Below are 23,089 nucleotides of genomic sequence, written 5' to 3'. Positions count from 1 at the left end.
CGCCCCGTTCCCCGCGCTCCCGCATGCACTTACACTGGCACCCCCACGTCACGCCGGTTGACCTGCTGGAACGCGGCGGTTGAGCCGAATTGCCGGAGTGAGGAGCGTCCCCTTGTTCTATTACCTGCTCAAGTACGTGTTGCTGGGACCGCTGTTGAGACTGGTCTTCCGGCCCCGGATCGAGGGTCTTGAGCATGTGCCGGCGAATGGTGCGGCCATCGTCGCCGGGAATCATCTGTCCTTCTCGGACCACTTCCTGATGCCGGCGATCCTCAAGCGGCGCATCACCTTCCTGGCGAAGAAGGAGTACTTCACGGGGCCCGGCCTCAAGGGCCGGCTCACCGCGTTCTTCTTCCGCAGCGCCGGGCAGATCCCGGTCGACCGCACCGGCAAGGAGGCGGGGCAGGCCGCCATCCGTGAGGGGCTCGGGGTGCTCGCCAAGGACGAGCTGCTCGGGATCTACCCGGAGGGCACGCGGTCGCACGACGGGCGGCTCTACAAGGGCAAGGTCGGCGTCGCGGTGATGGCGCTGAGGGCCGGGGTGCCCGTCATTCCCTGCGCGATGATCGGCACCTTCGAGGCGCAGCCGCCCGGGAAGGTCATTCCCAACATCCACCCCGTCGTCATCCGCTTCGGCGAGCCCCTCGACTTCTCCCGCTACGAAGGCATGGAGAACGAGAAGGCGATCCTGCGCGCCATCACCGACGAGATCATCTACGCCATCCTCAGCCTCTCGGGGCAGGAGTACGTCGACGAGTACGCGGCCGTCGCCAAGGCGCAGGAGGCCGAGGCCAAGGCGGAGAAGGAGCGGCGGTTCCCGCGCATGCCGCTGGGATGAGCCCTGCGGGGCTCTGCTCTCGGCAGAGATCCCTACGCGGGTCGGCCTGGTCGTCGTAGCGTCGCCGTATGACACGACGTGCTGTGGTGATCGGGGCGACCGGGCAGATCGGCCGGGCGGCGGTGGGTGCGCTGGCGCGGGACGGGTGGGAGGTCACCGCCCTGTCGCGGGGTGGCGGGCGTGACGACGGCCGGCCCGGGGGGGTGCGGGTCGTGCGGGGCGACCGGGAGGACGACGCCGTGCTCGCCGGTGCGGTCGGGGACGGATGCGATGTCGTCGTCGATGTGGTCGCCTACGGAGGCGGCCACGCACGGCAGTTGGTCTCCCTCGCCGATCGCATCGGGTCCGCCGTCGTCATCTCGAGTGTCTCGGTGTACGAGGACGACAAGGGACGGAACTTCGACACGCAACAAGAGCCGGACGGGTTTCCCGAGTACCCCGTGCCGCTGACCGAGCGGCAGCGTACGGTCCGGGCCGGCGAGACCTCGTACAGCACGCGCAAGGTCGTCCTCGAACGTGAACTGCTGGCCGCCGGTGCGCAGTTGCCGACGACGCTGCTGCGGGCCGGGGCCGTTCACGGGGCGTACTGCCGGACACCGCGCGAGCTGTACTTCGTCAAGCGCAACCTCGACGGACGTTCCCGGCGGGTCCTCGCCTACGGCGGGGAGAGCCGGTTCCATCCCGCGAGTGTGCACAACATCGCCGAGCTGATCCGGCTGGCCGCCGGCCGGCCGGGCAGCCGTGTCCTCAACGCGGTCGATCCGGACGCGCCGACGGTCGCGGAGATCGCGCGGGCCGTCGACGCCGTGATGGGGGTGGCGGAGCGGGAGGACGTGCTCGTCGACGGGCCGCCGCCCGCGCCCACCGTCGGGGACACTCCGTGGTCCGTGCCCACCCCGGTCGTGTGCGACATGTCCGCCGCCGAGCGGGAGTTGGGGTACCGGGCGGTGGTCCGGTACGCGGACCGGCTGGCCGAGACCGTCGCCTCGATCGAGGCGGAGCTGGCCGGACGGGACTGGCGGGAGGCGTACCCGAAGATGCTCCAGGCCTACGGCGACCTCTTCGACTACGCGGCGGAGGACGCCTGGCTGACGGCATGACGAAGGGGCGGCCCGACTGCGGGCCACCCCTTCGGTGTTACGGCTTCGGCGTGGCGTGCGGACCGCACGTCACGTCGGCGGCGTCCAGCTTGCCGCTGAGCAGGTAGGCGTCCACCCGCTCGTTGATGCACGGGTTGACCAGGCCGGTCACACCGTGCGAACCCGCGTCCTTCTCGGTGATCAGACGGGAGCCCTTGAACCGCTTGTGCAGCTCGACCGCGCCGCCGTACGGCGTTGCCGCGTCCCGCTCGGACTGGACGATCAGCACACCGGGCAGCCCCTTGCCGGTCTTCACGTCCACCGGCGTCTGCTGCTTGACCGGCCAGGTGGCGCACGGCAGGTTCATCCAGGCGTTGGCCCAGGTCAGGAAGGGGTAGTCCGTGTGGAGCCGGGTGTTGTCCCGGTCCCACTTCTTCCAGCTGGTGGGCCACTTGGCGTCGGTGCACTCGACGGCCGTGTAGACGGCGTTGCCGTTCTCCGAGGCGATGTTGCCCGCGATGTCGGTCATGTCGGGCGCGGCCGCGTCGACGACTGCCTGGGTGTCACCGGCGAAGTACTTGCTGAGCACGGTCGCCGTGGAGACCCACGCGGAGTCGTAGTACGGAGCGCTCTGGAAGAAGCCGATCAGCTCGGCCGGACCGACCACGCCACCGATGGGGTTCTTCTTCGCGGTGGCCCTCAACTCCAGGTACTTCGCCTGGACTTCGGCGCGGGTGGTGCCGAGGTGGAAGGCGGCGTCGTTGGCGGCGACCCAGTCCTGCCAGTCGTTCCAGCGCTTCTCGAAGGCGACGTCCTGGTCGAGGTTGGCCTCGTACCAGATCTTCTCCCGCGACGGGTTGACGACGCTGTCGACGACCATGCGGCGGACGTGGCCCGGGAACAGCGTGCCGTAGACGGCGCCGAAGTAGGTGCCGTAGGAGACGCCGAGGAAGTTGAGCTTCTTCTCGCCGAGCGCGGCCCGGATGACGTCCAGGTCACGTGCGCTGTTCGGCGTGGTCATGTGCGGCAGCATCTCGCCGCTGCGCTCGTAGCAGCCCTCGGCGTACTCGCGGGCCAGCTTGCGCTGGGCGAGCTTGTCGGCCTCGGAGTCGGGCACCGGGTCCATCTTGGGTGCCTTCACGAACTCCTGCGGGTCGATGCAGGAGATGGGCGCGGAGTGGCCGACGCCGCGCGGGTCGAAGCCCACGAAGTCGTACGCCTTGGACGTGTTGACCCACACCGGTGCCTTGGTCGTGACACGGCGCGGGAAGCGCAGGCCCGAGGCGCCAGGACCACCGGGGTTGTAGACGAGCGCGCCCTGGCGCTCGGCGGGGGTCCCGGTGTTGCCGATGCGGTCGACGGCGATCTTGATCTGCTTGCCGTTGGGCTTCGCGTAGTCGAGCGGCACGGTGACCCAGCCGCACTGGATGGGCTTCTCCAGCCCCCAGTCGGCGGGACAGTCCTGCCAGTCGATGCCGGCCTTCTCGGCCCGGGCCGCGGCGATGGCGGCACCGCGGGCCTCTCGGTCCTGGCCGTGCCGTGCGCCCGCGCTCGCGTTCGCGCTGGGCGCCGCCACGGCCCCGGCTATCAGGGTCGCCGTGACGAGCACTCCGGCGGAGCCGAACGCCGTGGCCCGCCCTGTCGGTCTGTGGTGCTTCAAGTGCGACCTCCCCGTACGTGATTGATGAGTACGGGGATCCTCTCGGCTGTGGGTTCCCTGAGAACAGGGGTGGTGACCCTTCTTTGCCAATCCGATAAACGGAGAGGCCCGTTCGCTACCCGAGCGAGGTCAGGGCCTCGTCCAGCAGCTTCCGCAGGCGCAGCGCGTCGGAGGCGACCGCACTCACGACTACGGCGGGCCCGGCGAGCGGCATGACCACGGCGCCGTCCCCGATCGGCCGCGCGGCCACCGGCTCGGCCGCGAACTCCGGTCGTACGACGACGAGTTGCCCCACGGCGCGCTGCCCCGCCAGCACGGCCGGGCCGTCCCACCCGCCCGGCGCCCCGGGCCCGCACGCGAGCTCCTGGTCGAGGACGGTACGCCCGCCGACCCGCAGCACCAGCCGGCTGCTCAGCCGCCCCGGCTCCTCGGCGGCCCGCCCCAGCACCTGCTCCTCGCGCAGCACGAGCCGACCGTACGCACCGACGTCGACGCGTGTCGAGACGTACAGTTCACTGCCGTTCGCGGAGATCAACTGCTCCGGCAGCCAGTGCAGTTCGGCGCCGTCGGCGACGGTGAGCCGGACGTCGTACCGCGCCTCGGCCTTGGTCTGGCCCGGCAGGGCGATGGTGGCGGCGGCCGACCCGACACGCAGCCGGGCGCCCGCCTCCGCCCCGGCCTCGACGGTGAAGTGGTCGCCGCCGAGCGGTCCGCTCATCGCGCCGACGAGCATGACCCGCGCCTCGGCACCGCTCCCCCGCGTCCGGCGCAGCGCCAGCGGGCCGTCGCCCTCCAGCACGGGGAGCGAGGTGCCGCCGCGCCCGTCGTCGCGGGCGAGGATCCGCGCGGTCGCCTGTACCCCGCCGCTCATGCCGTCCACGCGGCGAGCTGCGCCCGCACCCACGCGGCGACGTCGGCCACACCGGCCTCGCTGCGCAGCGACTGGAACACGACCGGCAGTTCGGCCCGCTGCGCCTTGGCGTCGGCCGCCATCCGCGCGAGGTCGGAGCCGACGTGGGGAGCGAGGTCGGTCTTGTTGACGATGAGCAGGTCGGCGGTCGTGACGCCCGGACCGCCCTTTCGCGGGATGTCGTCACCGCCCGCCACGTCGATCACGAAGATCTGCGCGTCGACGAGCCCTTTGGAGAAGGTCGCGGTGAGGTTGTCGCCGCCGCTCTCGACGAGCACTAGGTCCAGCGGACCGGTCTCGTCCTCCAGATCCTCGACGGCTTCGAGGTTGGCGGAGATGTCGTCCCGGATCGCGGTGTGCGGGCAGGCCCCCGTCTCCACGGCGGTGATCCGCTCGGGCGGCAGCACGGCCTCGCGGAGCAGGAACTCGGCGTCCTCGCGGGTGTAGATGTCGTTGGTGACGACGGCGAGGGACAGCTCGTCGCGCAGGGCACGGCAGAGTGCGGCGACGGTGGCGGTCTTGCCGGAGCCCACGGGGCCGCCCAGGCCGATGCGGAGCGCTCTGCGGGAGCCGTCGGGGCGGCGCGCGTCCGCGCTGATCGCGGAGGGGGCGTTGTGGTCGTGGTCGAGGTGCATGTGCGGCTCCTGATGGGGTTTCTCGTTGTCGGGTGCGGGTGCGTGGGGGCTGGTCGCGCAGTTCCCCGCGCCCCTCAAGTGGGTGATCTGGGCCTTCCTAGGAAGCGAACAGCCTCACTGGCCACGCCGCGTGCAGCTCTGCGGAGATCTCCAGCAAGGGAGCGGAAGCCGCGGGCAAGGCATCCACGCCCTCAGCCAGCACCCTGCGCCCGGCCTCCACCGCCTGATCCGCTACGCGATCCAGCTCCGGTGCCAACCGGGCCAGTACCGCGGTCGCGTCAAAGGGATCGAGGCTCAGCAACCGAACCGTCGCACTCGCCGGGCCGCTCACGCTCTCGTACGCCGCGCAATAGGCGGCATCCACGGCATCGAGGCCCGCCGCCCGCGCCGTGACCCCCAACACCACCGGCTGATGCGCCCCCTTGGGGAACTCCCGTGCCAGTGCGTCGAGTTCAACCGACGGCCAGGTCGCCCGAGCCGCCCGCATCAGCTGGCGCCCCAGCTTTCGCGCGGCGATCCGCAACGCGGGTGACGGTGTGCGCGCGTCCGCAGCCGCGTCCAACTCCACCGGATTCACGCCGAGTACGGCAGCCGCGGCCAGCGACGCCGACACCAGCCCCGCTGTGTGCAACCGCCCCCGGCAGAACTCCTCCAGGCTCGAAGCCCCGGTGATCCGCCCGGACTTGACGGCCGCCTCCGCCCCGCCGGAGTGCGCATGCCCCCCGGCGGGAAAGCGGCCGTCGGCCAGGACCAGAAGTGCGGCCCTGGACATCAGAACAGGAAGTAACGCTGAGCCAGCGGCAGTTCGGCCGCCGGAGTCGCCTCGACCAGCTCCCCGTCGATGTGCACGGCGAAGCTGTCGGGATCGACCTGCACCCGGGGACGCGCGTCGTTCTCCCGCATGTCCGCCTTGGTCACCCCGCGCGTCGACTCGATGGCGACGAAGCGCTTGCCCAACTGGAGCCGCTCCGGCAGCCCGTCCTCGATCGCCAGCGGCGCCACGAAGTTGAACGAGTTGCTCGCGGGCGCCCGCCCGATGGCGCCGTACATCGGACGCGGCAGGATGGGCTGCGGGGTCGGGATCGACGCGTTGGCGTCGCCCATCTGCGCGTAGGCGATCTGACCGCCCTTGACGACGAGATGCGGCTTGACGCCGAAGAACGCGGGCTCCCACAGCACGAGGTCGGCGAGCTTTCCGGTCTCCACCGAGCCGATCTCGCGGGCCAGACCCTGCGCGATCGCCGGGTTGATCGTGTACTTGGCGACGTACCGCCGCACGCGGTGGTTGTCGGCCCGGCCGTCCCCGGGCAGCGCGCCCCGCTTCCGCTTCATCACATGCGCGGTCTGCCAGGTCCGCATGATGACCTCGCCGACCCGTCCCATGGCCTGGGCGTCGGACGAGATGATCGAGATCGCGCCGAGGTCGTGGAGGATGTCCTCCGCGCCGATCGTCGTCGGCCGGATCCGGGACTCGGCGAAGGCGAGGTCCTCCGGCACCGCCGGGTTGAGGTGGTGGCAGACCATCAGCATGTCGAGGTGTTCCTCGGCGGTGTTGACGGTGAAGGGCCGGGTCGGATTGGTCGAGCTGGGCAGCACGTGCGGCTCGGAGACCACGGTCATGATGTCGGGTGCGTGCCCGCCGCCCGCGCCCTCGGTGTGGTAGGCGTGGATGCCGCGTCCGGCGATCGCGGCAAGGGTGTCACCGACGAACCCGGCCTCGTTCAGCGTGTCGGTGTGGATGGCGACCTGGATGCCGGTCTGCTCCGCCACCGTCAGCGAGGCGTCGATGACCGCGGGCGTCGAGCCCCAGTCCTCGTGGAGCTTCAGCCCCAGTGCCCCGCCCCGGATCTGGGACAGCATCGCCTCGTGCGAGACGGTGTTGCCCTTGCCGAGGAAGCCGATGTTGAGCGGGTACTGCTCCATCGCCTCCAGCATCCGGGCGAGGTGCCACGGACCGGGCGTCACCGTCGTGGCCTTGGAGCCCTCGGCCGGACCGGTACCACCACCCACCACGGTCGTCACCCCGGCGGCCAGCGCCTCGTCGGCGATCTGCGGGCAGATGAAGTGGACGTGCGCGTCGACCGCGCCGGCCGTCAGGATGCGTCCGTTGCCCGCGATGACCTCGGTCTCGGGACCGAGGACCAGATCCGGGTGGACGCCATCCATGGTGTCGGGGTTGCCGGCCTTGCCGATGGCGGTGATCCGGCCGTCGCGGATCCCGACGTCGGCCTTGACGATCCCCCAGTGGTCGATGATCACGGCGCCGGTGATGACGGTGTCCGGGGTGCCGTCTGCGCGCGTAGCGCGCGCCTGGCCCATGGACTCGCGGATCACCTTGCCGCCGCCGAACACGGCCTCGTCACCGGCGAGTCCGGGACCGCCGGAACGGTCCTCCTCGATCTCGACGATCAGGTCGGTGTCGGCGAGCCGGATACGGTCTCCGGTCGTGGGGCCGAACAGGTCGGCGTACGCGGCACGCGAGATCTCAGGCATCGAGGGCACCTCCGGTCTCCCCGCGCAGTCCGGGCACGATCCGGGCGCCGGCCAGCGGGACGAGTTCGACGTCGACGGGAATGCCGGGCTCGAAGCGCACGGCGGTGCCGGCGGCGACGTTCAGCCGCCTGCCGCGCGCTGCCGCGCGGTCGAAGTCCAGGCCGGGGTTGGCCTCGGCGAAGTGGTAGTGGGAGCCGACCTGGACGGGCCGGTCGGCGGCGTTGAGGACGGTCAGGCGGGTGACCTCACGGCCCTCGTTGTAGACGATCGGGTCTTCGGCGAAGAGGATCTCTCCGGGAATCACGGCAGCCCCCGTCAGACGATCGGGTCGTGGACGGTGACCAGCTTGGTGCCGTCCGGGAAGGTGGCCTCGACCTGGACGTCGTGGATCATCTCGGGGATGCCTTCCATGACGTCGTCGCGGGTGAGCAGTTTGCGCCCGGAGGCCATGAGTTCGGCGACCGTACGGCCGTCACGCGCGCCTTCCAGGATGTGCGACGTGATGAGGGCGACCGCCTCGGGGTGGTTCAGCTTGAGCCCGCGGGCCCGGCGCTTCTCGGCGACGTCGGCCGCCACATGGATCAGCAGCCTCTCTTGCTCGTGCGGGGTCAGTTGCACGTCCCACCTCACAGTCCTCGCTCCGGACCGTGCGGGGTCCGGTTGCCTCAGCCGCCGGGCAAAGTCCCTGGTGGCGTGCGGGAAGGCTAGTTGGACCGGGTTTCAAGCAAGTTAACCGAGCTGTGATCCGTCGGACGTGTCACGGCGGTCGCCGCCCGGGAGGTCCCGCACGCTCATCAACGCCCGCAGGCCGTCCCGGAGGATCTCGCTCGGGGCCGGCCCGAAGAGCGCCAGCTGAGCGAGGAAGCCCATCGCCGCGGCCATCATCGTGCGGGCCACGTCGTCCGGGGGCACGTCCGTGCGCATCATCCCGGCGTCCTGGTAGGCCTCGACGATCCGCCCCCAGGTCGTGCGCACGGCGCCGTAGCCGTCCCGCAGTATCACCGCGAGCTCGTCGTTGCGCAGGGTCTCCGTCCACACCTGGACGACCAGTCGCGGGAACGCGGGCCGCCCGTCGACGGTCACCGACTCCTTGGTGGCGAGGACCCGGCCGAGCACGGACGCCACCAGGAGGTCCGGCGGCGGGGGCGGGCTGCTGCGGGCCGCCTCCTCGAAACCGTCGCGGACCTGGCCGAGCACCTCCTCGACGATCGCGGCGATGAGCGCGTCCTTGCCGCTGAAGTAGCGGTACACGGCACCGGCCGACAGATCGACCTCCTTCAGCACGTCCTGCATCGACGTGGCGTGGAAGCCGTTGCGGGCGAAGCAGACCGCGGCGCCGTCGAGGATCTGCCGACGGCGGGCGTCCAGGTGTTCCTGGGAGACACGGGCCATGGTCGCAATCTAAAACGAACGTTCCTTCTTGACAAGACCAAGCGGCGGCGAGACCGTGGGTGAGTCATAAAACGAACGATCATTCTCTTTGAAGTCCGCCCCTGGAGGGACCTCATGACCACCGCCTCCGCTACGGCGCCCGCCGGCGGCCCCCGCCGACTGATCGCGGTCCTCGTCCTCGTCCCGCTCATCGCGGCGCTCGCCCTGTGGGCCTTCGCCTGGCCCGCCGCCCGCACCGCGCCCCGCGACCTGCCGCTCGGCGTGGCCGGGCCCGCCTCCGCCACCGCCCGGGTGGAGGAACAACTGACCGCGCACAAGGGCGCGTTCGAGATCCACCACTACCCGGACGAGGCCGCCGCCCGGGACGCGATCGAGGACCGGACCGTATACGGGGCGGTCGTCGTCACCGCCAAGGGACCCGAACTGCTGACCGCGTCGGCCGCGGGCCCGGTGGTGGCGCAGCTGCTCCAGCAGGCCGTGGCGGCACCGGCGGCGGCCGAGGGCGCCCAGGTCAGGACGGTCGACGTCGTGGCGGCGCCCGCGAAGGACCCGCGGGGCGCGGCGCTGAACGCGAGCGTGCTGCCGCTGGCCCTGGCCGGGATCGCCGCGGGCGCGGTGGTGACATTGAGCGGGCTGCGCGGGTCGCGTGCCGTGGTCGGCCTGGTCGGCGCCTCCGCCCTGGTGGGCACGGCCGCGGCCGGGATCGCGCACAGCTGGCTCGGTGTCGTGACCGGCGACTGGTGCGCGGAGGCCGGGGTGTTCGGGCTCGCGACGCTGGCCGTGAGCGGTGCCGTCGCCGGCCTCGCCGCCCTCCTGGGCACCGCCGGGATCGGGATCGCCTCCGGGGTGATCATGCTCTTCGGCAACCCGTTCTCCGGGGCGGCCTCGGCGCCGCAGATGCTCCCCGCGCCGGCCGGCGTGATCGGCCAGTGGCTGCCGCCGGGCGCGAGCGCGACCCTGCTGCGGTCGGTGGCGTACTTCGACGGCGCGGCGGCGGCCGGACCCGCCCTGACGCTGGCCTGGTGGGCCGCGCTGGGCCTGGGCGCCGTACTGCTGGGCAACGCGCTCAGGACACGAAGGAAGAGTGCCGCGCCCACGGTGGAACGGGAGTTGGTTCCGACCGGCTGACCCGGGGCACCCTGGAACGGACCGCGCACCTCCGCTGTAGCGGACGGGGGTGTGCGGTCTTTTTCGTGCGGTCTTGCTCGTGCCTACGAAGCGCCGGTGCCCGGGTGGTGGGCCGCGATGCCGAACCGCTGCGGCTCACGCGGCGTCGAGGCGATCTCGCGCACCGTCGACACCGCGCTGATCACCTGCTCCTCGGCGGGCTCCGGGAGGTCCTGGAGCGCCTCCAGCCGTTCGAGGTCGGCGGCGGAGACCAGGGCGACCAGCGGCTTGCCGTGCCGCGTGACGACGACGCGCTCACCGCCGTACACCACTCGGTTGATCAGGTCGGCGAGCTCAGCCCTGGCTTGCGTCACCGGAATCTCGTAGGCCATACCTCCATCATAACGTCACGTACGTCCTGTACATTTTTTACAGACGCAGAAGGAGGGGACCCACCATGACCCGACCGACCGCCCGCCACGTCCTGCCCGAGTTCACCGAGCGCACCAGCTTCGGCAGCAAGACGATGGACCCGTACTCGAAGCTGCTGGAGGAGCGGATCGTCTTCCTCGGCACCCAGGTCGACGCCACCTCGGCCAACGACGTGATGGCGCAGTTCATGCACCTCGAGTACCAGGACCCCGACCGGGACATCTCGCTGTACATCAACTCCCCCGGCGGCGACTTCGGCGCCATGTCGGCGATCTACGACACCATGCGGTACGTCTCCTGTGACGTGGAGACGATCTGCCTGGGGCAGGCAGGCTCGTCCGCGGCCGTGCTGCTGGCGGCGGGCGCCGCGGGCAAGCGGTCCACGCTGCCGGGCGCGCGGATGGTGATCCACCAGCCCTCTCTGTCCGAGCCGGTGGAGGGCCAGGCCAGCGATCTGGCCATCCAGGCAACGGAGTTGGGGCGGATCCGCGACCGCCTGGAGGAGATGCTCGTACGGCACACCGGGCGGACCCGTGAGCAAGTCACGGAGGACATCGAGCGGAACAAGATCCTCACCGCCCAAGAGGCCCTGGAATACGGCCTGGTGGACCGGATCATCCCCAGCCGCAAGGCGCCGCGCCCCGCGTCCGACGCCCGGTGAGCGGGCGATGCTGCCGCCCGAACTGCCTCCGCTGCCCGCGCTGACCCGCGCCGAGGGCGAGTTGATCGACCGTTACCTCGACGTGGTCGACCTGCTCGGCCGGATCAACCCCGCGCACCCCGGTGACACCTACCGCGGGCTGCGGGCCGCCCAGGCGCTGGTCGCCAAGGCGGCCGAGCTGCGCGACGCGCTGGCGACGATGCATCAGCGGGGGGAGGCCGAGTTGCACGCGGAAACGCTGACACGGGCGCTGCGCGTCCTGGACGGTGAGCGGCGCACGGCGCGGGTCACGGTGCCGCCGCACTCCGACAGTTGACGCACCGGCACCCGTTCCGGACCGCCCGTCGCGACACGAGCCGTCCGGACCGGCCTTCAAACGGACCAAAAGACGTACCCCCATATGGCGTAGCCATCAGTGGTTCTGCGGGCCCGTCAGGCTTGCGCAACGCGCGTAGCCCGGGGCCGGAATGGGTTGTTCCGTCGCTGGTCCGAGGCTCCTCGGACCCCTCGACGGTCGCTCGAACAGAGGAGTGTCCACCCGAACGGGTGAGTGGTGAGTAACAACACAAATCCCCGATTCCATTGGGTTTTTCGGCATTGAGTACGTGAAGATCCCTGACTGACGACAAGCCCCCGCCGCAGCGGCGGGGCGGTCCGGGCGGACGCCGAGTCCTGCCGCCGCCCGGATGACCGGTCGACAGGAGTGGATCGGCAGGAGTGGAGGACCCAGGCAAGACGGGTCGCCGGGACGGTCGCTCTCTTCGGAGATGCCGGTCCGAGCAGCCCTTGGGGTGAAGCCGCGACAACGCGGCCGGGCAACTTCGCCAGCCCGAATCCGACAGGTCATCCTTCACAGGCGGCTGACGAAGGGTTGCGCATGTCTGCGCTCAATCGTGTCCCGTCGCTGATGGCCCGAGCCGGTACGGCCTCGGCCCTCACCATCGCCGCAGTGGGCGGCTCCATCGTGGTCCCGGGCGTCGCGTCCGACGCGGAGGCCGCGACACCGGCGACCAAGGCACTTCAGGTGGCGGCTTCCAAGAAGGGCTCCCCCTACAAGTGGGGCGCCACGGGACCGCACAGGTTCGACTGCTCAGGGCTCACGCTGTACTCGTACAAGAAGGCGGGCAAAAGCCTGCCCCGCACAGCGGCCCAGCAGTACAACAAGACCCGCCACATCTCCTCCGGCAGTCGCAAAGCCGGGGACCTCGTGTTCTTCCACTCGGGGTCGAACGTGTACCACGTCGGCATCTACGCCGGGAAGGGAAAGATCTGGCACTCCCCGAAGAGCGGGGAGGTCGTGAAGCTCGAGAAGATCTGGTCGAGCAGCGTCTGGTACGGCCGGGTCAAATAGCCCCCCGAGCGGGCCGGTGACTCTCCCGCGGGGGTGGCGGCGACCTGACCAGCCGTCACCCCCGCGGGTCCTCTCAGCCGAGAGCCGACAGCCCTTCCAGCAGCAGGACCGCGCCCAGAACGGTCAGCGCGGCCCCGGTGACCCCCGCGACGAGCCGCGCGGCCCGCGGGCGCCGCAGCCATCGGCCCAGCCGGTCCACCAGCAGCGCCACCGCCGGGAACCACACCAGGGCGAGCACGACCACGATCAGCGCCAGCAGCAGCGTCCGGGGCAACGCGGGCTCGCCCGCCGGCACGAACTGCGGCAACAGACTCAGGAAGGTGATGGGCGCCTTCGGATTCAGGGCGTTGGTGACGAACCCCTGCCGTACCGGCCGTACGGCGCCGCCCCCGGACTCCTCGACCGCGCTGTACGGACGGCTCAGTGAGCGCAGCGTCCGTACACCCAGGTACAGCACATAGGCACCGCCCAGGAGTTGGAGGGCGCTGAACAGCGCCGGGACGGCCGCCAGGACCGCGGCGACCCCGGCCACCGCGAGCGCCGTGTGCAGCAGCAGCCCGCCCGCGACGCCGAGGGCACTCGCGACACCGGCCCGGCGGGAGACCAGGGCATTGCGTACGACGACGGTGAAGTCGGCGCCCGGCATGGCGACCATGCCGGCGGCGACCCCGGTGAAGGCGATGAGTTGTCCGTCCATGCCGTTCAGCGTGCCGTGCGGGAGCCTTCAGCAGGTATGTCGAATATTCTTGGTCTGCCTTAAGCATCCCTTTAGGCTCGGCCCAGGATCCGGAGACCGGCATGCACGACCCGAACCGCCTCGCCGCCCTGGTCGCGGTCGCCGAGGCCGGCTCGATCACCCGGGCCGCCGAGCGCCTCGGGTACACCACCCCCGCGCTCTCGCAGCAGCTGGCCAAGCTGGAGCGGGAGGCGGGCACGGCGCTTCTCGTACGGCATCACCGCGGCGCGCGGCTCACCGGCGCCGGTGAACTGCTCGCGGCGCGGGCGCGCCGGGTGCTGGACGAACTGGAGCAGGCCCGGCACGAACTGGCCCGGCTGACCGGGCTGTCCGGCGGCACACTGCGGCTCGGCACCTTCCAGACCGCGGGGATCCATCTGCTGCCGTCCGTGCTGAGCGCGTTCCGCCGGGCGCATCCGGACGTGGAGCTGACGGTCGCCCACCTCGAACCGCCGGCCGGGGTGGAGGCGGTGGCCGCCGGTGACGTGGACCTGGCGCTGACGCACTCCTACGAACCCGCGGACCCGGTGCAGCTCCCCGCGTCCGTCAGCACGGAACCGGTCCTGGTGGAGGAGCTGGTGCTGGTGACCGCTCCGGGGCACGTCCTCACGAGCGACACCTCGCGGCTGCCTCTCAGCGCACTCGCCGGGCAGCCGCTGATCAGCATGGCGCCGGACCATCCCGCCCGGCGCGGCGTGGAGGCGCTCCTCGCCCGGGCCGGGGCCACGCCGTCCGTCCTGGTGGCGACTCCGGTGTACGCCCTGGTGTGCGCGCTGGTCAGTGCGGGGCTCGGGGTCGCGGTGGTCCCGGAGATGGTGGCGCGGACGGCGGTCACTCCGGTGGGGATGCGGCCGCTGGGGACGGGAGAACTGCGCCGTACGATCTCGGTCGCCCACCGGGCCGGCGGGCCGGCCCCTGCGGCGGACGCGTTCCGGGCACTGCTCCGCGGCGCCTTCGGCCGCGCCAAGCAGGGGGGTGTCTAGGGTTCTTGCTGTCCCGCCGCCGACACCGGCTCCGCCGGTACCGTCCACGGGAGTTCGATGGAGACGGTCTTGCCGCCCTCGCGGGTCGGCCTGACTCTGAGCTTGCCGCCGTATTCCGCGGTGAGCCAGCGGATGATCACCATGCCGCGGCCGTTGTCCTGCTGGACGGCGGCCGGCAGCCGCTTCGGGAAGCGGGGGTGGCTGTCGGTGACCCCGATGCGCAGGTGTTCGTCACGGTCGAGGTGGAGGTCCACCGTGAAGGTGGGTGACTGCCCGAAAGTGTGCTGTACGGCGTTGGTGGCTAGTTCGGAGACGATCAGCCGGATCGTCTCCGCCGCTTCCGTGTCCGCCGGCAGCCCCCATTCCGCCAGGGTGCTCAGGACGTAGGCGCGGGCCGCGGAGACCGAGGCGGGATCGCTCGGCAGAGTGACGGATGCTTCCAGATGGTCTGCCATGGCGAGGTCGTCCCTTTCCCACGGGACCGCAGTCCGACACGGAGCGGATGGTTCGAGTACGGTCCCGGACTGGTGCTTCTTCGCCAGACTGCCATTACCAGGCCGGTCACGGTGCCGATCCACCAAGATATGCATATATCTGTCGCTCGAAGCGGTGAACTCTCCGACGGAAGACCGTATTTGGGCGGCCCGGAAGGAGTAAGGAGTAGCCCATGCAGCACGGTCCCGCGGTACGCCGCCGGAAACTGGGCGCCGAACTGCGTGCGTTGCGCACCGGTGCGGGGCTCACCAGTGGTGAGGCGGCCCGGCTGGTGGGCTGGCACCAGTCCAAGGTGAGCCGGATCGAGACCGGCGCGAGCGGCGTGAAACCGGCCGATGTGCGGTTACTCCTGGACGCCTACGAGGTGCACGACAGCCAACTGCGCGAGTTGCTGCTGGTGTTGGCGGGCTCCGACGAGGGCGGGACCGGACGCCACCACTGGTGGCACGCCTATCGCGGGGTGCTGCCGCCGACGTACCGGGACTTCATCAGCCTGGAGTCGCAGGCGAGCGCGATGCGTACGCTCGAGATCTCCGTCGTGCCGGGGCTGCTGCAAACGCCCGAGTACGCCCGTGCGGTCACCCGGGCCGCGGTCGGCGGACTCGACGGCGAGACCGACGAACGGCTCGACGCACTGGTGGAGGTGCGGCTGGCCCGGCAGGACGTGTTACGGGCCGACCCCCCGCTGGAACTGGCCGCGGTGCTGGACGAGGGGGTGCTGCGCCGGGAGATCGGCGGCCCCGAGGTGATGGCCCGGCAGTTGCGGCGGCTCATCGAGGCGGCCCGGCTTCCCCAAGTCAGGCTTCAGGTGCTGCCGTTCGCCGCGGGAGAGCACATCGGTATCACCGGCCCTTTCGTTATCTTCTCTTTTTCGCGCACTTCTGATCTGGACGTGGTTGTTCTCGACCACTTGACGAGTAGCCTCTACCTGGAGCGGAAAGAAGACCTCCGGGCCTATACCGAGGCCTTCAACACCCTTCAGATCCACGCCCTTTCGCCCGAGGACTCGTTGGATTACATCGCCGGGATAGGTGACGGCGCGTAAGGAGGCACCATGTCTGCACTGCCTCGGAACGTACCTACCAGTACCGATCTGCACGACGTGCACTGGCTGCGGAGCAGCTACAGCACGGGAGCCAACAACTGTGTGGAGACCGCTCGGCCCGGGCCCGGCCCGCAGGCCGGACTCGTCGCCGTACGCGACTCCAAGGACCCGTCCGGACCCGCGCTGCTCTTCTCCCCCGAGAGCTGGGCGGGTTTCACGGCCGCGTTCTGATCAGTTCTGTCCCAACACGGCCGTGTCACGCCGACTCATGGTCGTGTCTCACCGATCACTCGTACAGCGCGTTCGATCTGCGCCTCGGAGAGGTCCGCGCGGGCGGTCAACCGCAGCCGTGAGATGCCGTCGGGCACGGAAGGAGGACGGAAACAGCCCACGGACAGGCCTGCCGTACGGCAGTCGGCCGCCCACCGCACGGCCTTCTCCGGGGACGGCGCGCGCACGGAGACCACCGCGGCGTCCGGACGTACCGCCTCGTGCCCCGCGGCGGTCAGCCGTGCGTGCAGTTCGGCGGCCACCTCACGCGCCCGGGCCGCCCGCTCCGGCTCGCGGCGCAGCAGGCGCAGCGCCGACAGGGCGGCTCCGGCTGCCGCGGGGGCAAGACCCGTGTCGAAGATGAACGTGCGTGCCGCGTTGACCAGGTGGTCGATCACCCGGGCCGGGCCGAGGACGGCGCCGCCCTGGCTGCCCAGCGACTTGGACAGCGTGACCGTCACGACGACGTCGTCGGCGCCGGCGAGCCCCGCCGCGTGCGGGGCGCCCCGGCCGCCGTCGCCGAGCACGCCCAGGCCATGGGCGTCGTCGACCACCAGACCCGCGCCGCTTTCCCGGCATGCTCCGGCGAGCGCGGCCAGCGGGGCGGCGTCGCCGTCGACGGAGAACACCGTGTCGGAGACGACGACGGCCGGTCCGTCATGCGTCTGGAGCGCCTTGCGCACGGCGTCCGGGTCGGCGTGCCCGACGACCTGCGTGGTGCCGCGGGCCAGCCGGCAGCCGTCGATCAGCGAGGCGTGGTTCCCGGCATCGGAGACGATCAGCGAGCCGTGCGGGGCGAGTGCGGTGACCGCGGCGAGATTGGCCGCGTAACCGGAGGAGAAGACGAGAGCCGCTTCAGAACCGCTGAATTCGGCCAGCTCGCGTTCCAGCTCGGTGTGCAGCTCGGTCGTGCCGGTGACGAGCCGGGAGCCGGTGGCCCCTCCGCCCCAGGTCCGCGCGGCCCGCGCGGCGCCTTCCACCACGTCGGGATGGTGGGCGAGACCCAGGTAGTCGTTGCTCGCGAGGTCCAGCAGCGGGGAGTCGGCGGGGCGCGGGCGCAGGGTCCGTACGAGTCCGGCGTGGCGGCGCAGCCGCGCCTGCTCGTCGATCCAGCCGAACGCCATGGGTCCTCCGGGGGTTTTGTAGGCAGCGAACAGACACTAGTGGGACAAGCAGCCCCCCACTGTGTGGCAATACCCACACAGTGAATGGCCGCTGTTGTACGAACTCTCCTTGGCCGGAGACGGCTCCTTAGGACAGGATCAGCTTTCATGGACCTGCTGAACACGCTGGTGGACAAGGGGCTTCGGCGCGAGCTGCCGACCCGCGAGGAGGCGCTCGCCGTCCTCGCCACTTCCGACGACGACCTGCTCGACGTGGTGGCCGCGGCCGGAAAGGTGCGCCGGCACTGGTTCGGCCGACGGGTGAAACTGAACTACCTCGTCAACCTCAAGTCCGGCTTGTGCCCCGAGGACTGCTCCTACTGCTCGCAGCGGCTCGGCTCCGAGGCCGGGATCCTGAAGTACACCTGGCTCAAGCCCGACGAGGCCTCCAAGGCCGCCGCCGCGGGGCTCGCGGGTGGCGCGAAGCGGGTCTGCCTGGTGGCGTCCGGGCGCGGTCCGACGGACCGGGACGTGGACCGGGTCGCGGGCACCATCAAGGCGATCAAGGACCAGAACGAGAACGTCGAGGTCTGCGCCTGTCTCGGGCTGCTCTCCGACGGCCAGGCCGAGCGGCTGCGCGAGGCGGGCGCGGACGCCTACAACCACAACCTCAACACCTCCGAGGCGACGTACGGCGACATCACGACGACGCACACCTACGCCGACCGCGTCGACACCGTGCAGAAGGCGCACGCGGCGGGTCTGTCGCCCTGCTCGGGCCTGATCGCGGGCATGGGCGAGTCGGACGAGGACCTGATCGACGTGGTCTTCTCGCTGCGTGAGCTGGACCCGGACTCGGTTCCGGTCAACTTCCTGATCCCCTTCGAGGGCACCCCGCTGGCCAAGGAGTGGAACCTCACCCCGCAGCGCTGTCTGCGCATCCTGGCGATGGTCCGGTTCGTCTGCCCGGACGTCGAGGTCCGGATCGCGGGCGGCCGTGAGGTCCATCTGCGCACGATGCAGCCGCTCGCCCTGAACCTCGCCAACTCGATCTTCCTCGGCGACTACCTGACCTCCGAGGGCCAGGCGGGCAGGGCCGACCTGGAGATGATCGCGGACGCCGGCTTCGAGGTGGAGGGCGCGGGCGAGGTCACCCTGCCGCAGCACCGGGCGGACGTGGCCGCCGCGGCTGCCGCGGGCGGGTGCGGTTCGCACGAGGCGGCGGGCTGCGGCTCGCACGAGGGCGCCGGGTGCGGGACCGGCTGCGGTTCCGTGTGCGGTTCCCACGAGGCCGCCGCTCCCGAGGTCAACGAGCCGCGCACCGATCTGGTCGCCGTACGCCGTCGTGGGGCCGGAACGGATCTCGCGCCCAATGCCTGAGCTGTCCGAGTCGGAGCTGCTGGAGCTCGACCGGCGGCATGTGTGGCACCCGTACGGGCCGATGCCCGGCCGCGTGGAACCGCTCGTCGTGGAGTCGGCGAGCGGGGTACGCCTGCGCACGTCCGCCGGGGAACTGGTCGACGGCATGTCCTCCTGGTGGTCGGCCATCCACGGCTACAACCACCCGGTGCTCAACGAGGCAGCCGCCACGCAGCTCGGCCGGATGAGCCATGTGATGTTCGGCGGGCTCACGCACGAACCCGCCGTACGCCTCGCGAAGCACCTTGTCGACATGTCGCCCGACGGCCTTGAGCATGTCTTCCTGGCCGACTCCGGTTCGGTGTCGGTCGAGGTCGCCGCGAAGATGTGCCTCCAGTACTGGCGCTCGCTGGGCCGCGGGAGCAAGCAGCGGCTGCTGACCTGGCGGGGCGGCTACCACGGGGACACCTGGCAGCCGATGTCGGTGTGCGACCCCGAGGGCGGCATGCACGACCTGTGGACCGGCGTCCTGCCGCGCCAGATCTTCGCGGACGCGCCGCCTACGGAGTACGAGGAGTCGTACGCCGACCAGCTGCGCGCGCTGATCGAGCGGCACGCCGATGAACTGGCCGCGGTGATCGTGGAGCCGGTGGTGCAGGGCGCGGGTGGGATGCGGTTCCACTCCCCCGCGTATCTGCGGGTGCTGCGCGAGGCGTGCGACGCGCACGACGTGCTGCTGGTGTTCGACGAGATCGCGACCGGCTTCGGTCGTACCGGCGCCCTGTTCGCGGCGGAGCACGCGGCGGTGACGCCGGACGTGATGTGTGTGGGCAAGGCGCTGACCGGCGGCTATATGACGATGGCGGCCACCTTGTGCACGGCACGCGTGGCCGACGGGATCTCGCGGGGCGAGGTCCCGGTGCTGGCGCACGGTCCGACGTTCATGGGCAACCCGCTCGCGGCGGCCGTGGCCTGTGCCTCGATCGAGCTGCTGCTGGGCCAGGACTGGCAGGCCGAGGTCAAGCGGCTCGAAGCGGGCCTGACGGAGGGTCTGGCGCCGGCGCGGGAGCTGCCGGGCGTCCGGGACGTCCGCGTCCTCGGGGCGATCGGCGTGGTCCAGCTCGACCACGAGGTGGGCATGAAGGCGGCCACGGAGGCGGCCGTGCGCGAGGGCGTGTGGCTGCGGCCGTTCCGCGACCTCGTCTACACGATGCCGCCGTACGTCACGGGCGACGCGGACGTGGCACGGATCGCGCGGGCCGTGTGCGCGGCGGCGGAAGAGGGTTGAGATGCCTGTTCTGGTGATCACGGGCACGGGCACCGAAGTCGGCAAGACGATCACGACCGCGGCGGTCGCCGCCGCCGCGGTCGCCGCGGGCCGTTCGGCGGCCGTGCTCAAGGCGGCCCAGACGGGCGTACGGCCGGACGAGCCGGGCGACGCCCAGGAGGTCGCGCGTCTCGCGGGCCCGGTCACGACGGCCGAACTCGCCCGCTATCCCGAGCCGTTGGCCCCGGCGACGGCCGCGCGCCGGGCGGGCCGGGCGCCGGTGCGTCCGGGGGAGATCGCCGAGACGGCGGCGAAGCTGGCCACCGAGCACGACCTGGTGCTGGTCGAGGGCGCGGGCGGGCTGCTCGTACGGTTCGACGAGGCGGGCGGGACGCTGGCCGATGCGGCGCGGCTCCTCGGCGCGCCGGTGCTGGTCGTGGCCACGGCCGGGCTTGGCACGCTGAACACCACGGAGCTGACGGCCCGTGAACTGCGCTTCAGGGGTCTGGAGTTGGCGGGCGTCGTCATCGGCGGCTGGCCCGACTCCCCCGATCTGGCGATGCGGTGCAACGTGGCCGACCTGCCGGAGGTCGCCGGGGCGCCGCTGCTGGGAGCGGTGCCGATGGGCGCGGGCGCCTGGGCACCGGCCGACTTCCGTGCAGGGGCGCCGAGTTGGCTGGCACCGCGGCTGGACGGGGTGTGGGACGCGGAGGCGTTCCGGGCGCGCGAGGCCGCCTGAGAGGCTGTGCCAAGTCCCGCCCAGCCGCAGGGGCATGGCACAGGCTCCGGGTCAGACGCGGTCCGCGTCGGCGGGTGTCCAGTGGGGCGGCCGGCCCCCAACCGCCCCACAGCCGGCCGTAGTACAGCCGCGCATCGTCACATCCCCTCCCCCTCGGCCAGCAGCCGCACCAGCTCGATCCGCGAGCGGATCCCCAACCGGGTGAAGACGCCCCGCAGATGGTGGTCGATCGTGCGGGGGCTGAGGGCCAGCCTGGTGGCGATCTCGCGGTTGGTGGCGCCGTCGGCGGCCATGCGGGCGACCATGAGCTGCTGGGCGGTGAGTTTGGTGGTCAGGTCGTCCGGGGCCGCCGAAGCGGGAGTCGCGGGGGTGCCCAGGGCGCGGAGTTCCGCCCGGGCCTGGGCGGCGCAGTGCGGGGCGCCGAAGTGTTCGAACGCCTCCAGCGCGCTGTGCAGGCGGTCGCGGGCCTCGGTGCGGTGCCGCAGCCGGCGCAGCGCGCCGCCGAACAGCAGCTCGGTACGGGCCCGTTCGAAGTCGCGGGTGCCTCGGGCGTGCAGGTCGAGCGCGGTGCGGTAGTGGTCGACGGCCTCCGCGCCCGGGGTCAGCAAGGCCCGGCAACGGGCGCTCAGCGCCAGGTCGTCGGGGCTGCGGACGGCGCTCGCCCAGCGGTGGTAGTCGGCGTGCGCGACCCGGGCGACCCGGGTGTCGTCGGTGCGGACGGCCGCCTCGACGTAGTGCGGGGTGGCCAGGTGCCGGATCGCTCGGTGGCCGTGGCCGGGGCCGAAGCCGGCGAGGGCCCGCAGCCGGGCCGCCGCCGCGGCGAACCGGCCGCTGCTGAGGTCGAGATAGGCGAGCGCCCACTGGGCGAGCGCGGCGGGCAGACCGAGACCGTGGGCGAGAGCGTAGGAGCGGGCCGTCGCCGCGCGTTCCCGGCACACGTCGGCGTCGCCCGTGAGCGCCGCGAACATGGCCAGGGCCGCCTGGAGATGGCAGGCGCCGTTGTCCTGGCCGGTGGCGTACGCCTGCCAGAGCGCGTCGGCCGCGGCGGCCTCCCCGGCGCGCGGGCGCCCGGTCCAGAAGTCGGCGTAGGCACGGAACTCCATGGCCTGCGCCGCGGCGACCGTGACGCCGCGCACCCGGGCGGAGGCGGCCGCGCGGACGGTCGCCGCCGTGGCCCTGGTGTGGTCGCCGAGCATGAGGGCGGCGATGCCGGCATGGATCAGGAGGGTCGGATCGCCGCCGGGGCCACAGCGCCCGGCCGTCGCGCCGAGCAGGTCACGCGCGTCCTCGTACCGTCCCTCGAAGGCCGCCGCGAGCCCGCCGAGCGTCCCGGGTGGCTCGATCCCGAGCCTGCGGGCCAGCCGGTCGGCCTCCCGGCATCGCCGCAGGTCACCGGTGTAGATGGCGGCTTCGGTGGCCCGGGCGAGGAGGTGGAGGGCGGGGTCGGGGACGTCGAGGGTGGTGAGGGTGGGGCGGACTGTGTCCAGTGTTGCGGAAACGTTCCGGCCGTCGAACGCGGAGGCCGCTACCGGAGCAGCGTCATCGACCTCGGACGTCGCGTCGCCCTCCTCCTCCCCCGGTTCCCGCACCACAGCCGTCAGCAGGGCGTCGAACGCCTCCGCCGCGTTGCCCGCGCGCAGCGCGAGCACACCGGTCAGCGCGTCGTCCTCCGTGCGCGCGGTCAGGGTGCGGGCCCGGTCGCCCGCGCCCGACTGCCACGCGTACACGGCGGCACGTGTCAACAGCAGGGTTTGCTCCGCCCGGTCGGGGCACAGGGCGGCAGCGCGTTCGGCGAGGGCGCGGGCCAGCGGGAGGCGGCCCTCGTCGCGGGCCCTGGCGGCGGCCGTGGCGAGTTCCCCGGCCAGTCGGGAGCTGGGGCCGAGGGCACCCGCGCCACGGTGCCAGGAACGCAGCGGAGTCTCGCCCTCCGTGCGCAGCACGCGGGCCAGCAGCCGGTGGACGTCGCGCCGGTTCGCCGGGGAGCCCGTCTCGTACGCGGCGATCCTCGTCCAGGCGTCACGGAAGACGACCCCGTCGGCGCTCGCGTGGGCGAGCCCGGCGGCCTCGGCGGCTTCCAGGGGGCGGGTGTCGAGGCGGGCGGCGGCGACCGCGCGCAGAAAGGCGTGGGTGGCGACCGGGTACTGGTCGGCCGCGGCCAGGAGCAGCAGCAGGCGGGTGTCGTCGGGCAGGGCGCGGATCTCCGCGCGGTGGGCGCGCAGCAGCGACGGGGCCAGTGCGGCGGGTTCGGCGGGAAGGGGGTCGAGGCCGGCCGAGCGGCGGTCGCCGAGCAGCCGTACGGCCTCGGCCGCCGCGCGCGGATCGCCGTGTACGGCGTGCAGGAGCCGTACGCGGACGCCCTCGGGCAGAGCGGAGAGCGGGCCCGGCCACGCGTCCGTGGGGGGCGGTGGCGAAGTGGGGGCAAGGGGCGGGGGGTTCACCGGAGTCACCACGCCATCGACGTTACTGGCGAGTTAATTGACACGTAAAGACCGGCGATTTCACCGATGCGGCGCGCGTAGACCCGGCCCCACCCT

25 protein-coding genes and 1 riboswitch are annotated in these 23,089 nt (G+C 71.8%); of the genes, 12 read left to right on the top strand and 13 right to left on the bottom strand.

Annotation, left to right across the window (positions count from 1 at the left end; all coding sequences use genetic code 11):
• Positions 1 to 112 precede the first annotated feature (112 nt).
• Together OG866_RS37630 and OG866_RS37625 are read left to right on the top strand one after the other, a co-directional pair.
• A complete protein-coding gene (locus tag OG866_RS37630; protein ID WP_329341770.1) occupies positions 113 to 838 on the top strand; it encodes a lysophospholipid acyltransferase family protein in 726 nt (241 codons plus the stop codon).
• Between the two features lie 83 nt (positions 839 to 921).
• Positions 922 to 1,938: an NAD-dependent epimerase/dehydratase family protein gene (locus tag OG866_RS37625; RefSeq protein ID WP_329344473.1), complete on the top strand. Its 1,017-nt coding sequence runs from the start codon at positions 922 to 924 to the stop codon at positions 1,936 to 1,938.
• 37 nt (positions 1,939 to 1,975) lie between these two features.
• On the opposite strand, the gene OG866_RS37620 is transcribed toward OG866_RS37625, so the two are convergent.
• The 8 genes from OG866_RS37620 to OG866_RS37585 form a co-directional block, all read right to left on the bottom strand.
• Positions 1,976 to 3,577, bottom strand: a complete 1,602-nt coding sequence (locus OG866_RS37620; RefSeq protein WP_329341768.1) for an alpha/beta hydrolase — start codon at positions 3,575 to 3,577, stop codon at positions 1,976 to 1,978.
• A 115-nt stretch (positions 3,578 to 3,692) separates the two neighbouring features.
• Positions 3,693 to 4,448 carry an urease accessory protein UreD gene (locus OG866_RS37615; protein WP_329341767.1) on the bottom strand — a complete coding sequence of 252 codons (756 nt, stop codon included), beginning with the start codon at positions 4,446 to 4,448 and terminating at the stop codon, positions 3,693 to 3,695.
• Positions 4,445 to 5,122: an urease accessory protein UreG gene (ureG, locus tag OG866_RS37610; RefSeq protein WP_329341765.1), complete on the bottom strand. Its 678-nt coding sequence runs from the start codon at positions 5,120 to 5,122 to the stop codon at positions 4,445 to 4,447. The genes OG866_RS37615 and ureG overlap by 4 nt, the downstream gene beginning before the upstream one ends.
• 97 nt (positions 5,123 to 5,219) lie before the next feature.
• Positions 5,220 to 5,894: an urease accessory protein UreF gene (locus OG866_RS37605; RefSeq protein WP_329341763.1), complete on the bottom strand. Its 675-nt coding sequence runs from the start codon at positions 5,892 to 5,894 to the stop codon at positions 5,220 to 5,222.
• Complete coding sequence (locus tag OG866_RS37600; protein ID WP_329341762.1) at positions 5,894 to 7,615, bottom strand: urease subunit alpha; 1,722 nt, start codon at positions 7,613 to 7,615, stop codon at positions 5,894 to 5,896. The genes OG866_RS37605 and OG866_RS37600 overlap by 1 nt, the downstream gene beginning before the upstream one ends.
• Positions 7,608 to 7,919: an urease subunit beta gene (locus OG866_RS37595; protein WP_329341761.1), complete on the bottom strand. Its 312-nt coding sequence runs from the start codon at positions 7,917 to 7,919 to the stop codon at positions 7,608 to 7,610. The genes OG866_RS37600 and OG866_RS37595 overlap by 8 nt, the downstream gene beginning before the upstream one ends.
• Positions 7,920 to 7,930: 11 nt before the next feature.
• Entirely contained in the window at positions 7,931 to 8,233 is a 303-nt protein-coding gene (locus OG866_RS37590; protein ID WP_010355509.1) for an urease subunit gamma, read from the bottom strand.
• A 111-nt stretch (positions 8,234 to 8,344) separates the two neighbouring features.
• The gene (locus tag OG866_RS37585; RefSeq protein WP_329341759.1) at positions 8,345 to 9,007 is read right to left on the bottom strand and encodes a TetR/AcrR family transcriptional regulator; all 663 of its coding nucleotides are present in this window, start codon (positions 9,005 to 9,007) and stop codon (positions 8,345 to 8,347) included.
• Positions 9,008 to 9,121: 114 nt separating this feature from the next.
• On the opposite strand from OG866_RS37585, the gene OG866_RS37580 reads away from it, so the two are divergent.
• On the top strand, positions 9,122 to 10,135 hold the full coding sequence (locus OG866_RS37580; RefSeq protein ID WP_329341757.1) for an ABC transporter permease: 1,014 nt from the start codon (positions 9,122 to 9,124) through the stop codon (positions 10,133 to 10,135).
• An 83-nt stretch (positions 10,136 to 10,218) separates the two neighbouring features.
• Here OG866_RS37580 and OG866_RS37575 read toward each other — a convergent pair whose 3' ends face one another.
• Positions 10,219 to 10,506, bottom strand: a complete 288-nt coding sequence (locus tag OG866_RS37575; RefSeq protein ID WP_329341755.1) for a type II toxin-antitoxin system Phd/YefM family antitoxin — start codon at positions 10,504 to 10,506, stop codon at positions 10,219 to 10,221.
• A gap of 65 nt (positions 10,507 to 10,571) precedes the next feature.
• Here OG866_RS37575 and OG866_RS37570 point away from each other — a divergent pair, with 65 nt between their 5' ends.
• The 3 genes from OG866_RS37570 (at position 10,572) to OG866_RS37560 (ending at position 12,558) form a co-directional block, all read left to right on the top strand.
• Positions 10,572 to 11,207, top strand: a complete 636-nt coding sequence (locus OG866_RS37570; protein ID WP_329341754.1) for an ATP-dependent Clp protease proteolytic subunit — start codon at positions 10,572 to 10,574, stop codon at positions 11,205 to 11,207.
• Positions 11,208 to 11,214: 7 nt separating this feature from the next.
• Positions 11,215 to 11,523: a hypothetical protein gene (locus OG866_RS37565; protein ID WP_329341752.1), complete on the top strand. Its 309-nt coding sequence runs from the start codon at positions 11,215 to 11,217 to the stop codon at positions 11,521 to 11,523.
• A 350-nt stretch (positions 11,524 to 11,873) separates the two neighbouring features.
• A riboswitch (cyclic di-AMP (ydaO/yuaA leader) is annotated at positions 11,874 to 12,081 on the top strand.
• A 3-nt stretch (positions 12,082 to 12,084) separates the two neighbouring features.
• Positions 12,085 to 12,558: a C40 family peptidase gene (locus tag OG866_RS37560; protein ID WP_329341750.1), complete on the top strand. Its 474-nt coding sequence runs from the start codon at positions 12,085 to 12,087 to the stop codon at positions 12,556 to 12,558.
• 73 nt (positions 12,559 to 12,631) lie between these two features.
• Here OG866_RS37560 and OG866_RS37555 read toward each other — a convergent pair whose 3' ends face one another.
• On the bottom strand, positions 12,632 to 13,255 hold the full coding sequence (locus OG866_RS37555) for a LysE family translocator (protein ID WP_329341748.1): 624 nt from the start codon (positions 13,253 to 13,255) through the stop codon (positions 12,632 to 12,634).
• Positions 13,256 to 13,356: 101 nt separating this feature from the next.
• Between OG866_RS37555 and OG866_RS37550 the strand changes: the two genes are divergently transcribed.
• A complete protein-coding gene (locus tag OG866_RS37550) occupies positions 13,357 to 14,277 on the top strand; it encodes a LysR family transcriptional regulator (protein WP_329341747.1) in 921 nt (306 codons plus the stop codon).
• On the opposite strand, the gene OG866_RS37545 is transcribed toward OG866_RS37550, so the two are convergent.
• Positions 14,274 to 14,732 carry an ATP-binding protein gene (locus tag OG866_RS37545; RefSeq protein ID WP_329341746.1) on the bottom strand — a complete coding sequence of 153 codons (459 nt, stop codon included), beginning with the start codon at positions 14,730 to 14,732 and terminating at the stop codon, positions 14,274 to 14,276. The two genes, OG866_RS37550 and OG866_RS37545, sit on opposite strands and share 4 nt — an antisense overlap.
• 212 nt (positions 14,733 to 14,944) lie before the next feature.
• Here OG866_RS37545 and OG866_RS37540 point away from each other — a divergent pair, with 212 nt between their 5' ends.
• On the top strand, positions 14,945 to 15,817 hold the full coding sequence (locus OG866_RS37540; protein ID WP_329341744.1) for a helix-turn-helix domain-containing protein: 873 nt from the start codon (positions 14,945 to 14,947) through the stop codon (positions 15,815 to 15,817).
• A 9-nt stretch (positions 15,818 to 15,826) separates the two neighbouring features.
• Complete coding sequence (locus OG866_RS37535) at positions 15,827 to 16,048, top strand: DUF397 domain-containing protein (protein WP_329341743.1); 222 nt, start codon at positions 15,827 to 15,829, stop codon at positions 16,046 to 16,048.
• Positions 16,049 to 16,083: 35 nt separating this feature from the next.
• On the opposite strand, the gene OG866_RS37530 is transcribed toward OG866_RS37535, so the two are convergent.
• The gene (locus OG866_RS37530; protein WP_329341742.1) at positions 16,084 to 17,211 is read right to left on the bottom strand and encodes an 8-amino-7-oxononanoate synthase; all 1,128 of its coding nucleotides are present in this window, start codon (positions 17,209 to 17,211) and stop codon (positions 16,084 to 16,086) included.
• Between the two features lie 147 nt (positions 17,212 to 17,358).
• Between OG866_RS37530 and bioB the strand changes: the two genes are divergently transcribed.
• Genes bioB through bioD form a run of 3 tightly spaced genes read left to right on the top strand, consistent with a single transcriptional unit; the run spans position 17,359 to position 20,555 of the window.
• Complete coding sequence (gene bioB, locus OG866_RS37525; RefSeq protein ID WP_329341740.1) at positions 17,359 to 18,570, top strand: biotin synthase BioB; 1,212 nt, start codon at positions 17,359 to 17,361, stop codon at positions 18,568 to 18,570.
• Complete coding sequence (locus OG866_RS37520; RefSeq protein WP_329341738.1) at positions 18,563 to 19,837, top strand: adenosylmethionine--8-amino-7-oxononanoate transaminase; 1,275 nt, start codon at positions 18,563 to 18,565, stop codon at positions 19,835 to 19,837. The genes bioB and OG866_RS37520 overlap by 8 nt, the downstream gene beginning before the upstream one ends.
• Position 19,838: 1 nt before the next feature.
• Complete coding sequence (gene bioD, locus OG866_RS37515; protein ID WP_329341736.1) at positions 19,839 to 20,555, top strand: dethiobiotin synthase; 717 nt, start codon at positions 19,839 to 19,841, stop codon at positions 20,553 to 20,555.
• A 137-nt stretch (positions 20,556 to 20,692) separates the two neighbouring features.
• On the opposite strand, the gene OG866_RS37510 is transcribed toward bioD, so the two are convergent.
• Positions 20,693 to 23,005 (bottom strand): helix-turn-helix transcriptional regulator, encoded by a 2,313-nt coding sequence (locus tag OG866_RS37510; protein WP_329341734.1) that lies wholly within the window; start codon positions 23,003 to 23,005, stop codon positions 20,693 to 20,695.
• Positions 23,006 to 23,089: the final 84 nt, after the last annotated feature.

Source organism: Streptomyces sp. NBC_00663 (assembly GCF_036226885.1).
Lineage (GTDB): Bacteria > Actinomycetota > Actinomycetes > Streptomycetales > Streptomycetaceae > Streptomyces.
This window is presented reverse-complemented; position numbering and strand designations above follow the sequence as displayed.

What these genes read in the sequence shown, in the direction of transcription:
- OG866_RS37615 (WP_329341767.1), bottom strand. Translation starts at nt 4,448, where the DNA reads ATGAGCGGCGGGGTACAGGCGACCGCGCGGATCCTCGCCCGCGACGAC.
- ureG (WP_329341765.1), bottom strand. Translation starts at nt 5,122, where the DNA reads ATGCACCTCGACCACGACCACAACGCCCCCTCCGCGATCAGCGCGGAC.
- OG866_RS37605 (WP_329341763.1), bottom strand. Translation starts at nt 5,894, where the DNA reads ATGTCCAGGGCCGCACTTCTGGTCCTGGCCGACGGCCGCTTTCCCGCC.
- OG866_RS37600 (WP_329341762.1), bottom strand. Translation starts at nt 7,615, where the DNA reads ATGCCTGAGATCTCGCGTGCCGCGTACGCCGACCTGTTCGGCCCCACG.
- OG866_RS37585 (WP_329341759.1), bottom strand. Translation starts at nt 9,007, where the DNA reads ATGGCCCGTGTCTCCCAGGAACACCTGGACGCCCGCCGTCGGCAGATC.
- OG866_RS37580 (WP_329341757.1), top strand. Translation starts at nt 9,122, where the DNA reads ATGACCACCGCCTCCGCTACGGCGCCCGCCGGCGGCCCCCGCCGACTG.
- OG866_RS37575 (WP_329341755.1), bottom strand. Translation starts at nt 10,506, where the DNA reads ATGGCCTACGAGATTCCGGTGACGCAAGCCAGGGCTGAGCTCGCCGAC.
- OG866_RS37570 (WP_329341754.1), top strand. Translation starts at nt 10,572, where the DNA reads ATGACCCGACCGACCGCCCGCCACGTCCTGCCCGAGTTCACCGAGCGC.
- OG866_RS37565 (WP_329341752.1), top strand. Translation starts at nt 11,215, where the DNA reads ATGCTGCCGCCCGAACTGCCTCCGCTGCCCGCGCTGACCCGCGCCGAG.
- OG866_RS37560 (WP_329341750.1), top strand. Translation starts at nt 12,085, where the DNA reads ATGTCTGCGCTCAATCGTGTCCCGTCGCTGATGGCCCGAGCCGGTACG.
- OG866_RS37555 (WP_329341748.1), bottom strand. Translation starts at nt 13,255, where the DNA reads ATGGACGGACAACTCATCGCCTTCACCGGGGTCGCCGCCGGCATGGTC.
- OG866_RS37550 (WP_329341747.1), top strand. Translation starts at nt 13,357, where the DNA reads ATGCACGACCCGAACCGCCTCGCCGCCCTGGTCGCGGTCGCCGAGGCC.
- OG866_RS37545 (WP_329341746.1), bottom strand. Translation starts at nt 14,732, where the DNA reads ATGGCAGACCATCTGGAAGCATCCGTCACTCTGCCGAGCGATCCCGCC.
- OG866_RS37540 (WP_329341744.1), top strand. Translation starts at nt 14,945, where the DNA reads ATGCAGCACGGTCCCGCGGTACGCCGCCGGAAACTGGGCGCCGAACTG.
- OG866_RS37535 (WP_329341743.1), top strand. Translation starts at nt 15,827, where the DNA reads ATGTCTGCACTGCCTCGGAACGTACCTACCAGTACCGATCTGCACGAC.
- OG866_RS37530 (WP_329341742.1), bottom strand. Translation starts at nt 17,211, where the DNA reads ATGGCGTTCGGCTGGATCGACGAGCAGGCGCGGCTGCGCCGCCACGCC.
- bioB (WP_329341740.1), top strand. Translation starts at nt 17,359, where the DNA reads ATGGACCTGCTGAACACGCTGGTGGACAAGGGGCTTCGGCGCGAGCTG.
- OG866_RS37520 (WP_329341738.1), top strand. Translation starts at nt 18,563, where the DNA reads ATGCCTGAGCTGTCCGAGTCGGAGCTGCTGGAGCTCGACCGGCGGCAT.
- bioD (WP_329341736.1), top strand. Translation starts at nt 19,839, where the DNA reads ATGCCTGTTCTGGTGATCACGGGCACGGGCACCGAAGTCGGCAAGACG.